Consider the following 13,837-nt stretch of genomic DNA (forward strand, 5'->3'; position numbering starts at 1 on the left):
ACTATTGGGGGTCAGTTCAGTTTGCTGTGGCTTTGTTATTTTGGTGTCTTTTAGATATCAATTAGTTCGATTGATGCAAACCGTTCCAAACTATATCGCGGTAGCGTGCTTGGTTCGTGTCGCCTTCTGTACTAAAGACCATGATGGTTGCATCTTGGTTTAAACCTAGCTGATCACGTACTGCTTGGTCTGCACCTTCACGACAAAGTTGGTACAACAGACCTAACGTAATTGCACCTGACTCACCACTGACAATTTGGCTATCGCCGTGTAATGGGTTTCCTAAAACTCTCATACCATTCGCTGAAACACTGTCTTCAACCGATACAAAATGGTTGCTGCAATCGCGGAGTACTGGCCAAGTCACGGGATTTGGCTCACCGCAAGCAAGACCTGCCATAATCGAATTCAATTCACCCGATACATTGACCATTTCGCCTTTCACACCTGAGCGGAAGATACAGTCTGCTGCAGCTGGCTCAGCAATAATGGTTTCGAAAGTGCCCGCACCTAGCTTATCAACTAAGTAGCCCAATACACCGCCAGCCATTGCGCCAACACCTGCTTGTAAAAAGACGTGAGTGGGTGACCCAAACTCTGATGCCTGAACTTGTTCAACGGCTTCATCTGCCATTGTCATGTAGCCTTGTGAAATCCATGTTGGGATTTCTTCATAGCCGTCCCAAGCGGTGTCTTGAACAAGCATCCAACCATTGTCTTGCGCAGTTTGGTTCGCCATACGTACCGTGTCGTCATAGTTAACTTCTGTCACGATACACTCGGCACCTAGGCCTTGGATACGGTTTACACTCGCTTGAGATGAGCCTTTTGGCATATAAACTACGGCTTTTTGTCCCATTTCACGAGCTGCCCACGCTACGCCCGTACCGTGGTTACCCGCAGTCGCTGTAGTAAATACCAATGGTTTATCTAATTTTGAAGCCACCGTTTTAAGGTTGATCTCAGAGATATCAATACCTAGGTGTTTAGCTAATTGACGACCAAGTGCGTAAGAGCCACCCAGCACTTTAAAGGCATTTAAACCAAAGCGTTTTGATTCGTCTTTCACCAAGATGGCTTTGACGCCCAATTGTTTTGCCAAGTTAGGAAGAGAGACAAGTGGTGTAGGTTGGTAACCTTCGATCTGGCGGTGAAACTCACGCGCTTGTTGGGCTTGAGAAGCGGTGAATAGTTCGCAGACTTGACCAGTATAGAATGAATTTTTTGATAGTTTTAACATAGGACACACTTAGATACAGACAGATGAATTAAAGGTCATTAAGCGATGGTCAATGACCTTGTTTAGTCGTTCATAGCGACAGGTAGTATTGCGAAAAATGCTACGCGATTACTTGATGTAAGCGATCGCTTCCACTTCAACTAATGCGTCTTTTGGTAGACGAGCCGCTTCAACACAAGAGCGTGCTGGTGCATTCTCAGTCCCGAATACTTCTGTGTATACCTCGTTAAATGCGACGAAGTTTTCCATATCAGATAGGAAACATGTGGTCTTAATAACAGTGTCCAGTGAACCACCGCTTTGCTCTAGTACAGCTTTCAAATTTTCTAGTGACATACGAGCTTGCTCTTTAATGCCACCTTCAACAAACGCCATTGTTTTTGCATCAAGAGGCAGCTGACCAGAAGTGAAAATAAGGTCTTTGAATGCCATGCCTTGAGAGTATGGGCCGATTGCTGCAGGTGCTAGATCTGTATGGATTTTTGTTTTCATTTCATTTCTCTTTATAGGATTTTTAAGCTCTAAACTCGCGGATATATTTATAGATAGCGTGGCGAGTTATACCAAGACGTTCAGATACGAATGCTGTCGCCTCTTTCAATTCGAAAATACCATTCTCAAGCAATAGCTTGGTAATGGCTTTGTTTCGACCTTTCAAGTTGACTGACTCATCGTTGTCGACTTCAAAAATAGCGTGCTCAAGTGCTTGCTCAATCACTTCTGTTGTTGAAGCTCCAAAGTTCTCATGCACACCCACAGGGGCATGAGCAATGTCCGGCATTAAAGTTTTTATGATCTCAGGAAACGGGTGAGACAAATTCATGTTGATACAGAATAGTCCAATCGGTTTGCCATTTTCTCCAGCTAGCACACAGGTCGTAGATTTAAGCAGTGACCCATCTTTGCTGGTGGTGAAGTAACTCTTTGGCGTGACCTCACCAGTGCTCTCAAACACACTCAGCATTTTCAGCCCTAGATCGGTGATAGGTGACCCTACTTCTCGACCTGTGTGATGACCGTTCACGATCTTCACCACTGATTTTTCAAAGCTCTCGAATGAGTGAATCACTACCTCACAATGCGGACCAATAAAGTCGGCAATAGTTTCGGCTAAGCGAAAGTTCAGTGCGAGATGCTCTCTGTCATTGTCGGTGAATTCTACGTTAAACGATTTATATGCTGATGCGTTCATTTTAGACCACTGTTGTTAACTTTAATTGCCTTTCATTATCTTTGGTTACTCGATGGATTTCAAGTTGCCAATTAACTTTATGTAACTATAAAACTATACACTCGCTCCTTGCACAAGCCTAAAGTTACAAATAAGTACCTAAAATTGATCGAAATCAACAAAAATTCTGGTTCTAGATGCTTTTGGGTCACTATAGTTAACTGTGAGATTGTGGTCACATTATTTAACTAAAATGTCAGTAAGATGCTCATCGTAACGTAAACAAAATTGAACTATAGGGTCGGTTCGTAATTGCTGACCCAACAATAATAATTAGAGGCCCCAATGACTAACTACCTAAACCGAGGCTTTGAACAAGCTGAGTTTGAAAACAGAACATTACGCGCTCAAAAAGTTATGCATGAGATGAAGCTAGACGCGATGATTTTTACTACGGAACCAAACGTTCGCTATTTTACTGGTTTTCACACTCAGTTTTGGCACAGCCCAACTAGACCATGGTTCGTTGTTATCCCAGCAGAAGGTAAACCTATTGCTATTGTTCCTGAGATTGGTGCTAGCGGTATGGCAGGAACATGGGTTGAGAACATCATTACTTGGCCTTCACCAAGGCCAGAAGATGACGGCATTAGCTTGGTTGCAAGCACGTTGAACTCTTTACCTTGTCGTCACGGCAGAGTTGGCGCGACATTAGGGATTGAGTCTCACTTGCGTATGCCAGTAAATAACTACCTCAAATTAACCACCATGGTTAAGAAAGATTTTGTTGATGTGTCATTAGCGATGCATGAGCTTCGTCAGATTAAATCACAAGCTGAAATAGAAAAAACTCGCGAAATCTGTCGTATTACCAATGTGGGCTTTAGCAAAATTCCTGGGTATGCAAAAGCCGGCATGACCGAGCGTGAAATCTGTAAACAGTTCCGTATCGATATGTTGTTAGAAGGTGCAGATGAATGTCCTTACATCATCGCAGGCTCAGGACCTGATGGTTATGACAGCATCATCATGGGTCCTACCGATCGCATTATTGAACCGGGAGATGTGTTGATCATCGATACGGGTGCTGTACGCGATGGTTACTTCTCTGATTTCGACCGTAACTGGGCATTTGGTCATGCGAGTGAGCAAACCAAAGCGGCATACCGCGCTACTTACGAAGCGACCACGAAAGGCTTCGAGGCAGCGAAACCGGGCGCAACCACGACTGACATCTACAACGCGATGTGGGGAGTACTAGAAGCTAATGGTGCATTGGGTAACGACGTTGGTCGTCTAGGTCATGGATTAGGTATGGAACTGACAGAGCGTCCGTCTAACACCGCTACCGACAACACAGTACTTAAGCCTGGCATGGTGATGACGCTAGAACCGGGCATGGTTTACGCACCGGGTAAGTCGATGGTTCACGAAGAGAACATCGTGATTACTGAAGACGGCGCTGAATGGTTGAGCGAACGAGCTGAACCAGAACTGATCATTATTTAGCTAAAAATTTAGCACCGTACAAATTTAACACCCTACAAAAGCTGACTCTGGATTCTGGAGTCAGCACATAAAAACTATAAAAATACGAGTTTCTCATGCAAACAATAGAACAGTTTCGACAATTTGAAATCCCATTACAGCACGTTCAGGCTCCAAGGATTGGTCGAGTTCATATCGGTTTAGTGCAACTAAGTACTGACCACTCTTTAGAGATGGACTGGGCAAAATTACTGGGCACACAAGCAGGAGTGTTTAGCTCCCGTGTTTATTACAGCAGCGAAATGACTCCAGAAGCGCTCGACCAAATTGCGGTTGGTATCAGCGAAGCATCCGATCTAATAGCGACGGGTTTACCCATGGATGTCATGGCGTTTGGTTGCACTTCAGCTTCTATCATTATCGGTGAAGAAAAAGTCGCTAACCTTCTTACACAAAATCGCGGTGATATTCCCGCAACCAACCCATGGACAGCTGCTCAAGCCGCATTTAAGCACTTGGGTGCAAAGAAAGTTGCCGTGTTTTCCCCCTACCCAACAGAAGTGAATTTCCCTCTTTATCAACAACTGACTGCCGCTGGCTTTGAAGTCCCTGTTTTAGGTTCACTTGGCATTGAGAAAGACACTGACATCACGACGGTTTCAAAGGAATCGATGATGGAAGCGTTGAGCAAAATGTTGCCGGGCTCTGGTGCCGATGTGGTGTTTATGTCTTGCACCAACCTTCGTGTTCTTGACCACATTCAAGAGATTGAAGATCGATTTGGTATCCCAGTCGTGTGCAGCAACTCTGCGATGTTCTGGCACTGCATGCACTTAGTCGGCAACAAAGCTCAATGTCCAGGTTACGGACAATTGCTAAATCAATAGCAACCAATGAATAAAGGAATTTTAAGATGAGTAATACAACTAAAGGTTGGTTAGCTGCCATTTTCATTGGCATGCTTTGGGGTATTCCGTGGATCGTAGGGACACCTATTTTAGAAGTAATGGACGCACAAGTCTTGGTATGGGTTCGCTATACCGTCGCTTTCATTACTCTGTTTGTGATTATCCAAGTCAGCAATGCGATGGGTAAACCACAGAAAAAAGTCGATTTTAAACTTAATTGGGCAAACCGACACGACATCTTCTGGGCGGCATGTTGCGGCATTATTGGTCAAGGTGCTTTCAGTTTTCTATCGTTCCTATCTCTTGATTACATTACCGCTTCAGAAAACGGCGTGATCCAAGGCCTTATCCCAATCATCATTTTGTGTGTCGGTTTCCTTCGCCACGGCGAGCGTTTTACACCACTACAAATCTTGGCAGCTGTTGGCGCCTTCGTTGGTGTCGCTATTTTGGTTATGGACCCTTCTGTTGAAGGCAGCGGGTTTAACATTGGTCACTTGATCTGTCTGGGTAGTGCCGCGAGCTTCTCCACGATGGCTTACGCTCGTGCCAAGCTTGCTGAGAAATATGGTTCAGTGGCGACGATGTATCACCAGTTTGTTTTTGCGGCAATTGGCTTCGGTCTTTACCTACTGGTTGTCGGCGCCGATTTCTCTTCAGCTCTCGGTATTTTCAGTTCTCCACTTCGTATTGCTTGTATTGCAATTCTGGGTGTGGGTATTTCAGGTATCAGCTACCTAATCTACATCTATGCAATGGAACGAGTTGGCGTAGACGGAACGGGTATGGCACTTAACTTGATGCCTCTGTCTTCTTTCGTCCTGGCTGTGTTTGCTCTCGGTGAAGCGGTAACGCCAATGCGACTACTAGCGATTGCAGTCGTTATTGGCTCAATGATGTTGTTCATGAAGTTTGGTAAGGCGAAGAAAAAAGCGCCTCAGCTGAAAACGGCGACAGACGTTAACTAGCGAAAAACCACTAAATAAAATTATGAGTAATAAGGCGGTGTGCGCACCGCCGTTACCTAAAAATTATGGAAGATAGACAGATGAACACAACAAACAGAGACACATTTTTAGGATGGACTGCTGCCATTGCTGTTGCCTGTATCTGGGGCGTAACTGGGGTGGTATCTAAGCCGCTCTCTATGGCTGTTGACCCGATGACATTGGTATTTTTCCGCTACGTTACTGCGGTAATTGGCCTTTCCATCATTTTCTTTTTTACATCACGTAGTAAAAGCTTGAGCGCTGACTTGGGTTCTTCGTTAAAGATCGATACCAAAGATATTGGTCGCATTGCGCTTTGTGGCATCGTTGGACAAGGGGTGTTTTCACTGTTCAACTTCCTTTCTCTTTCTCACATTGGTGCGACTGAAAACGGTGTTATTCAAGGCATGCAGCCGTTCGCGACGGTTTTCTTTGGCATGATGTTTATGAACTTCCGCATGAACAAGATTCAGTGGGGTGCTTTTATTGCTTCGGCGGTTTGTATTTACGCAATGAGTGTTGGTCCGACAAACTCCATTGAAGGTGGTACGCCACTACTAGGTTACGTTTACGTGACGTGTTCAATGCTGGCGTTAGCGTGGACAGCTCACTTACGAGCTAGTTTAGCGGACAAATACGGTTCAGTTGTTTCTATGCTTTACCAATACATCTCAGTTGCAGTAATGGGCATCATCGTTGTATTGACCATGGGCTTAGACCTATCTCAGATTTACATTATCTTCTCTAGCCCGCTGTTAATTGCTTTGCTTATTTTTTTAGGTACGGGTATCTCTGGCGGTAGCTACTTGATTCAATTGTATTCTTTCAAGCGTATCGGTGTCGAAAAGGCAACGATGGCATTAAATCTCATGCCTTTGGTTGGCTACTTAGTGGCGGTTTTAACACTTGGCGAACAGATGGCAATGGGCAAAACCATCGTTGTTTCATTAATTGTGGTCGCACTTTACGTGTTCACGAAGTTTGAGACAAAGCAGGAAGAACAATCTTCAGAAAATTTAGCGTGCGATAAAAAAGCAACACCAGAAGCGAGCTAAGTGATGAAATCAGTGACTAAAGGTTGGATGGCAGCGATTGGCGTGGGGTTGTTATGGGGCTCTGAGGGCGCATTAGCTACCTTGCCATTACAAACCATTGATGCGCGATTGTTGGTGTGGCTACGCTACATGATGGCATTCTTTGTTTTATCTTTAGTCCTGATTTTCTCAGCAATGATCCACAAGAAAACTCAAAGCAAACCGAAGTTGGCGTTTAGTTGGGATAATCGGAGCGATCTATTCAAGTTGTTGGTATGTGGTGTCGTTGGCCAAGGTTTGTTTAGCTTTCTTTCGTTTCTCTCGTTGGACTATATTTCACTGTCAGAAAATGGCGTTATTCAGGGACTTGTTCCCATTGCTATCTTGGCGATAGGTCAGCTTTTTTACGGCGCTCGATTTACTCGTATGCAAATCGTCTCTAGCGGAATCGCTTTGGTTGGCGTCAGCATGTTAGTGCTAGCTCCTCCGTTTACGTCTCAAGATAGAGGAGTAAACATCGGGCACCTGATTTGTCTATTGAGTGTGCTGAGCTTTGCGTCGGTGACTCATTTGCGCGCTCAGCTTGCAGAAAAATACGGTGCAACTTGCACCATGCATTATCAATTTGGTTTTGCGGCGGTTGGATTTTTCATTTATTTACTGGTTTCAGGCATTGATGTACCAAGCCTGTTACTGGTAATTCGCCCTTCTTGGTCGTTACTCTGCATTATCGTGCTAGGTGGCTTTGTATCAGGGCTGGGCTACATCGCATACATATACGGCATAGAGCGTGTTGGTGTTGAAGGCAGCAGTATGGCTTTAAATCTGATCCCTATGTCTGCATTTTTCATCGCTGTTTTGGTGTTTGGAGAACCCATCACACCTTTTAGGGCGCTGGCTGTTGGCTTGATTATTGTGGCAATGATGCTGTTTGCTGCATCCAACAAGTCCCGCGAGATGACATCTAAAACAGTTTTAACAAATTAATTTTAAGTATTTATTGGAGTTTCCATGACTAACATTGCCAACGTTACAGAATGGCGCCGCCATTTACATCAGTACCCAGAGTTCGGTACTGAAGAGTTCATAACATCTGAATTTGTAGCGAACAAGCTCGAAGAGTTCGGCATTGAAGTTCACCGTGGTATTGGCGGAACAGGTGTGCTTGGAATTCTGAAAAATGGCACAAGCGATCGCTCGATTGGTCTACGTGCGGATATGGATGCGCTGCGCATTCATGAACAGAACACTTTTTGTCACGCTTCAAAACATGAAGGAGCGATGCACGCTTGTGGACATGATGGCCATACCGCGATGCTACTGGGTGCGGCGCAAGAGTTAGCAACCAGTAAGCAATTCGATGGCACTGTGTACTTCATTTTCCAACCAGATGAAGAGCGAGGCACAGGAGCGAAAGCGATGATCGCTGATGGCCTGTTCACTCGTTGGAATATGGATGCGATTTACGCGATGCATAACTTACCGGGTATCCCAGAAGGTAAATTTGTGACTCGTCCAAGCTCGCTTATGGCAAGTGAAAGCAGTTTTGAGATTGTGATCAAAGCGACGGGCGGTCACGCGGCGATGCCACACATGGGAACCGACCCGATTGTTGTTGGATCTCAGGTGGTCACAGCACTGCAAACCATCGTTTCGCGTAATTTGAGCGCCATTGATGAGACGGCGGTTATCTCGGTGACTAATTTTGTTACTAATGGCACCGTGAATGTGATTCCTTCGCAAGTGACTATTTCTGGTGACACTCGCAGCTTTACCGATCAAGCATTGCATAAAATTGAGAAAGCGATTGAGCGTGTCGTCGCTGGCCAGTGCATGTCGGCAGGTGTTGATTATCAATACCACTTCAACAACAGCTTCTTATCAACGATTAACACGCCTGAAGAGACGGCTCATGCAGTGAAAGCAGCACAAGCGGTTGTTGGTGAAGAGAATGTGAATGGAGCTTGTGAACGCTTCACCATTAGTGAGGATTTCTCGTTCATGTTACGCGAAGTAAAAGGGTGCTATATGCTAGTTGGGAATGGTGTTGGTGAATGTGGAGGCACTGCGCTCCATAACCCACACTACGATTTCAACGATAATATTCTGGAGCATGGTGTCGGATTCTGGAAGACTTTGGTAGAACAACAATTGTCACAGTAAGTTGATGAAAAAAAGAGCGAGAGGCTAACTTCTCGCTCTTTTTGTATCTAAGGTGTTCTCAAATTGGTGAACAGTTTGGCTGGCTTGGATTAGTTTGCTTAGCGATTCACTTGTTCAACAATCTCGCGTGTTAAGCGGGCAATCTCATCCCATTCTCCATTTTCAACGAGTTTCTTGTCGACCATCCATGTACCACCGCAGGCTAATACTTGAGGCACTGCTAAGTAGTTATCGATGTTTGATGGCGTGATACCGCCTGTAGGCATGAGTCGAATATCGCCGTATGGGCCAACGAGTGACTTAACCATGCTGATTCCACCTGAAGCTTCGGCAGGGAAAAACTTGAGAGTCGTTAGTCCCATCTCAAGTGCTGCTTCAACGGTGCTTGGATTGTTCACACCTGGAATGATATCGATGCCGATCTCTTGGCATGCTTTAACTGTGTTCGGATTAAAGCCCGGTGAAACCACAAACGTTGCGCCCGCTTCTTTTGCTGCGAGTGCTTGCTCACGGTTCAAGATGGTGCCCGCGCCGATCAGCATGTCAGGCTGAGCTTCTCGAAGCAGTCGGATAGCTTCAACAGCGGCGTCTGAACGGAACGTAATTTCAGCGGCGGGAAGCCCATTCTCAGCCAATACTTTGCCTAGAGGGATAATATCCTCTGCGTTATCAATGGCGATAACAGGGATAACTTTAAGTGCTTTTAGCTGTTCGTTAATTGTAGACATGGGTTTACTTCTTAATATCAGTTTGAAAGAGTGTCGGTGATGGGTTTTGGGATGATTGCGCCGTGATGTTGAATGACCAGTCTCGCCAGTGCATTGCCTTTGCGGCAGGCTTGCTGAACAGAGCCGCCAGATAGATAGCAAGACAAGAATCCGCCATTGAATGAATCGCCTGCTGAAGTGCTATCAACCACGGTTTCTACTGGCGTGGTTTCAATTAGGCTTGGTGTTTGGGCTGGAGTTTCACTGACCAAACAGCCTTCAGCACCGAGTTTTACAATGATGGTCTGCACGCCAAGCCTGTGTAGTCGGTCGATGGTGTCTTGAGGTGTTTGGTCGCCCCATAGTTGCTGTTCATCATCAAAGGTAACCAAGGCGATATCAGTGGTTTGATAACCCAGTCGATAGCACTCTTTAGTCGCGCTTTCTGATTCCCATAGTTTTGGTCGGTAGTTACTATCAAAGGCGATGGTAACGCCATGTTCACGTAGGCCTTCGATGATAGTGAGTAACTTTAACTGATCGCTGTGTGGCAATATCGCGAGGGAAATACCACTCAGAAACACCATATCAACATCGTGAAGTTGGTTGGCTATCTTATCGAAATCGGGGTGCTGTACCATGTAGCGAGCCGCCGAATCGTTGCGCCAGTATAGGAAGGTGCGCTCACCAACATCGTCGAGTTGAATGAGATAGAGCCCGGGTGAACGCTGCTCGTCAATAAGCACGAATTCGGTTGATAGTCCTTCATCTTGCCATCGGTTAAGCATCTCTTGGCTGATAGCGTCAGAGCCAAGCGCCGAGACATAGCTAGTTCGCATCGCTGGATTCGCAGTGTTATTGCAGTTCATGGGGTTGCTAACCGCAGCGCTGCGGTTCAAGTAGATTGCCGCGTTTAATGTGTCTCCACCATAGCTTTGATGCATGTCGCCAAATGGAGCCCCATTCAGTTCAATCATGCACTCACCGATGATTGCGATGTGGGTCATAATATAGCCTTAGAAAGGAAAGGTTGGGTTTGTTCGTATTGAGGAAAGCATGACCATAATGAGATATGGTCATGCTTTTTCGATTCTAATCTTACGGGAGTGAGACTAGCCGATTACTTGTTGTCTAGTTTTACGAACAACATCGTTAGGACGAAAGACAGTGCAAATACACCCACCACGCCCATCAGTGCTTGAATGAAGTTTTGCGTACCGCCTGCAAGGTAAGCTGGCAAGCTGAATACAGAAGAAAGAATGTAGCTTGTTAAGTGCGTATCGATTGTTACCGAGATAGCACCGAACACGCCTGCAGCCAAGCTCGCGGTCATCATCGCTTTGGTGTATTTCGTGAGTACACCAAATAGAGCCGGTTCCGTGATGCCTAAGATAGCGGTAACACTTGAGCCCATCGTAATTGAAGATTGCTCTTTAGAAACCGTTTTACGTTGCTTGTGCCAGATAGCCATTGTCGCGCCAGCAATTGCCATGTTACCCAAACACATGATTGGCATAAGTAGATCCTTACCATACAGTGCAAAGTTGTTCAGACTGATTGGCGTCATGCTGTGGTGGATACCAAATACGATGGTGATCGGGCGAGTTAGACCAAACACAAAGCCTGTTAACGTCGGAGAGATTTCCAGTAGTGAGCTCATCACCCAACCTGCGCCATTACTTAGCCAGATACCAGCAGGGCCAACAAATGATAGCGTGATGGTCGAAGTTACCGTAAAGGCAAGCAGTGGTGTAAATACAGGCTTCGCAGAAGAAGGAACTAGGCGGTCAACTAACGGAGTCACTTTAGACAATAACCAGATTGCTAGAATCGCAGGAACAATCGCGCCGCCGTAGTTGAGCAGCTCAATAGGAACCACGCCAAGAACCGTCAGCTCAGGTGCAGCGCCTGCGTCTTTTAGCATTGTTGCTTTATCAACAAGCAGAGGCGCTAGCATTGCTGAAGAGACAGCAAGCGCAATGTATTCGTTTACTTTGAATACCTTAGCGGCAGAGAAAGAAACCAGCATAGGTAAGAAGAAGAACACAGCAACAGAGATCGAGCGGAAGAAATAAACTGTGTCTGAGGTTTCAGAGATAACATTGGTTGCAATAAGACCAGACAACAGGCCCATCAACATACCCGCGCCAGCGATTGCGGGTACAACCGGACCAAAGATGCCTGCGACAATACGCATCACGCCTTGGAACAGCTTGCCTTTCTCTAGTTCATCAGCCGGATTAGCGTCAGCTTGTTGAGTGTTTGATAGCGCGTTGAACCACTTCTCGACCTCAACACCGATGATGACTTGAGTTTGGCCTTGTTGAAGTACCACACCTTTCACATCTGCGATCTGCTTGATTGCTTCTTCGTCTACCAGCGACTCGTCTGCTAATTTGAATCTCAGCCTTGTCATACAGTGCGTGATACTCACGATATTGTCTTCACCACCAAGTGCAGTGATTAATAACTGTATATTTTCTTTGAAATTTTTCTTCTTCGATGATGACTTCGAGTTATTAATAACGGCATCACTTTTTTCTACCATTTGCATACTACACCTGTTATTGGAATATATTTAACTCGAGCAATCATAACGACAACCAATTTAAATCCAACGGAGTAAAAAGAGATCTCAATCACACTTAAAATCCGAAAAATTATTTTTTCACCGTTTTTGGCCAATTGGTATGTTTTGGTTATCAAAAAAAATCACTTAACGTACCAATTATTTTTACGCAAAATTAGCGCTTGAAATGTGGTTTTTAAAGCGGTTAGATAATAGGAGTTGACTTAAGTTTAGGTTATTTAATTGTGAAAGAAACTATTATATCTGATATCCATTGTATTATTACTAAACCAGACAGACACAACCTCATTACCGTGGTAGTTGAAACGAATGAAGGCGTGACAGGGTTTGGTTGTGCGACATTCCAACAAAGACCGCTTGCTGTAAAAACAATGGTCGATGAATATTTAAAACCTATTCTTATTGGTAAAAACGCCAATAATATTGAAGACTTATGGCAAATGATGATGGTCAACGCTTATTGGCGAAATGGCCCTGTTATCAATAATGCAATTTCCGGTGTTGATATGGCACTGTGGGATATTAAAGCCAAATTGGCGGGTATGCCGTTACACCAGTTATTTGGTGGTAAGTCTCGTGATGCTATTCCTGTATACACACACGCGACGAGCGACACGATGGAAGGGATTTATGAGCTGGTGGAATCTTTCCTAGACAAAGGCTACAAGCACATTCGTTGTCAGCTTGGTTTCTATGGCGGCGTTCCAACGGATTTGCATACCACTCAAAACCCGACTGAAGGTTCGTACTACGACCAAGATCAGTACATGGATAATACTCTAACGATGTTTAAGTCGCTGAGAGAGAAATATGGTAATCAATTCCATATTCTTCATGATGTTCATGAGCGCCTATTCCCGAACCAAGCGATACAATTTGCGAAGGAAGTCGAGCAATATAAGCCGTATTTCATTGAAGATATTCTGCCGCCAAATCAAACGGAATGGTTGGATAATATTCGCAGCCAGAGCTCAGTTTCATTAGGTTTAGGGGAGTTATTTAATAACCCTGAAGAGTGGAAATCATTGATTGCTAACCGCCGCATTGATTTCATTCGTTGCCATGTTTCACAGATTGGTGGTATTACCCCAGCTCTGAAACTCGGCCATCTATGTCAGAACTTCGGTGTTCGTATTGCATGGCATTGCCCGCCAGATATGACGCCAATTGGCGCAGCGGTAAACACGCATTTGAATGTGCATTTACACAATGCTGCCATTCAAGAACATGTCGAGTACAACGAGAATACACACAAGGTATTCCCGAACGCTGCAGAGCCAATTAATGGCTACTTATACGCTTCTGAAATCGCAGGTATTGGTGTTGAAATCGACCGAGAGGTTGCAGCCGAGTTCCCTGTTATGTATCGCCCCCACGAGTGGACTCAAAGTCGCCTTCCTGATGGCGCGATTCATACCCCTTAACTCGTATTTTTAATATCAAATGGTCGCTATAAGCGGCCATTTTCTTATTTAATATACTTACCAGATATTACGTATTATCTGGTAAGTATATTTCTAGTATCATTAAATGAATAATATTAGATG

The 13,837-nt window shown here is 44.9% G+C and carries 13 protein-coding genes; 7 read left to right on the forward strand and 6 right to left on the reverse strand.

Annotated features, from left to right (window positions below; all coding sequences use genetic code 11):
• Positions 1-61: 61 nt before the first annotated feature.
• The 3 genes from dpaL to AB4329_RS00405 all read right to left on the reverse strand — a co-directional run bounded on the left by dpaL (position 62) and on the right by AB4329_RS00405 (position 2,432).
• Positions 62-1,240: a diaminopropionate ammonia-lyase gene (dpaL, locus tag AB4329_RS00395; protein ID WP_372137559.1), complete on the reverse strand. Its 1,179-nt coding sequence runs from the start codon at positions 1,238-1,240 to the stop codon at positions 62-64.
• A 108-nt stretch (positions 1,241-1,348) separates the two neighbouring features.
• Positions 1,349-1,732: a RidA family protein gene (locus tag AB4329_RS00400; RefSeq protein ID WP_004732389.1), complete on the reverse strand. Its 384-nt coding sequence runs from the start codon at positions 1,730-1,732 to the stop codon at positions 1,349-1,351.
• Between the two features lie 22 nt (positions 1,733-1,754).
• Positions 1,755-2,432, reverse strand: coding sequence for a transcriptional regulator (locus tag AB4329_RS00405; protein ID WP_017068123.1), 678 nt, complete (start codon positions 2,430-2,432; stop codon positions 1,755-1,757).
• A 324-nt stretch (positions 2,433-2,756) separates the two neighbouring features.
• Here AB4329_RS00405 and AB4329_RS00410 point away from each other — a divergent pair, with 324 nt between their 5' ends.
• From AB4329_RS00410 to AB4329_RS00435, 6 genes are all read left to right on the forward strand, one after another.
• Positions 2,757-3,920 (forward strand): M24 family metallopeptidase, encoded by a 1,164-nt coding sequence (locus AB4329_RS00410; protein WP_372137560.1) that lies wholly within the window; start codon positions 2,757-2,759, stop codon positions 3,918-3,920.
• A gap of 95 nt (positions 3,921-4,015) precedes the next feature.
• The gene (locus AB4329_RS00415; protein ID WP_017068125.1) at positions 4,016-4,786 is read left to right on the forward strand and encodes an aspartate/glutamate racemase family protein; all 771 of its coding nucleotides are present in this window, start codon (positions 4,016-4,018) and stop codon (positions 4,784-4,786) included.
• A 26-nt stretch (positions 4,787-4,812) separates the two neighbouring features.
• Positions 4,813-5,775, forward strand: a complete 963-nt coding sequence (locus tag AB4329_RS00420) for a DMT family transporter (RefSeq protein ID WP_048662518.1) — start codon at positions 4,813-4,815, stop codon at positions 5,773-5,775.
• Between the two features lie 80 nt (positions 5,776-5,855).
• A complete protein-coding gene (locus AB4329_RS00425) occupies positions 5,856-6,851 on the forward strand; it encodes a DMT family transporter (RefSeq protein WP_048662517.1) in 996 nt (331 codons plus the stop codon).
• A gap of 3 nt (positions 6,852-6,854) precedes the next feature.
• A complete protein-coding gene (locus AB4329_RS00430) occupies positions 6,855-7,817 on the forward strand; it encodes a DMT family transporter (protein ID WP_048662516.1) in 963 nt (320 codons plus the stop codon).
• Positions 7,818-7,841: 24 nt separating this feature from the next.
• On the forward strand, positions 7,842-8,993 hold the full coding sequence (locus tag AB4329_RS00435; protein ID WP_048662515.1) for a M20 aminoacylase family protein: 1,152 nt from the start codon (positions 7,842-7,844) through the stop codon (positions 8,991-8,993).
• A 98-nt stretch (positions 8,994-9,091) separates the two neighbouring features.
• On the opposite strand, the gene AB4329_RS00440 is transcribed toward AB4329_RS00435, so the two are convergent.
• The 3 genes from AB4329_RS00440 to AB4329_RS00450 all read right to left on the reverse strand — a co-directional run bounded on the left by AB4329_RS00440 (position 9,092) and on the right by AB4329_RS00450 (position 12,254).
• Entirely contained in the window at positions 9,092-9,721 is a 630-nt protein-coding gene (locus AB4329_RS00440) for a bifunctional 4-hydroxy-2-oxoglutarate aldolase/2-dehydro-3-deoxy-phosphogluconate aldolase (protein WP_050052612.1), read from the reverse strand.
• A gap of 17 nt (positions 9,722-9,738) precedes the next feature.
• A complete protein-coding gene (locus tag AB4329_RS00445; protein ID WP_372132126.1) occupies positions 9,739-10,707 on the reverse strand; it encodes a sugar kinase in 969 nt (322 codons plus the stop codon).
• Between the two features lie 113 nt (positions 10,708-10,820).
• Entirely contained in the window at positions 10,821-12,254 is a 1,434-nt protein-coding gene (locus AB4329_RS00450) for a PTS transporter subunit EIIC (protein ID WP_017068132.1), read from the reverse strand.
• A gap of 260 nt (positions 12,255-12,514) precedes the next feature.
• Between AB4329_RS00450 and AB4329_RS00455 the strand changes: the two genes are divergently transcribed.
• Positions 12,515-13,714 (forward strand): enolase C-terminal domain-like protein, encoded by a 1,200-nt coding sequence (locus AB4329_RS00455; protein ID WP_004732372.1) that lies wholly within the window; start codon positions 12,515-12,517, stop codon positions 13,712-13,714.
• Positions 13,715-13,837 lie beyond the last annotated feature (123 nt).

Origin of the sequence: Vibrio sp. 10N.261.54.A5, from assembly GCF_041471145.1 — a bacterium.
GTDB lineage: Bacteria > Pseudomonadota > Gammaproteobacteria > Enterobacterales > Vibrionaceae > Vibrio > Vibrio crassostreae_C.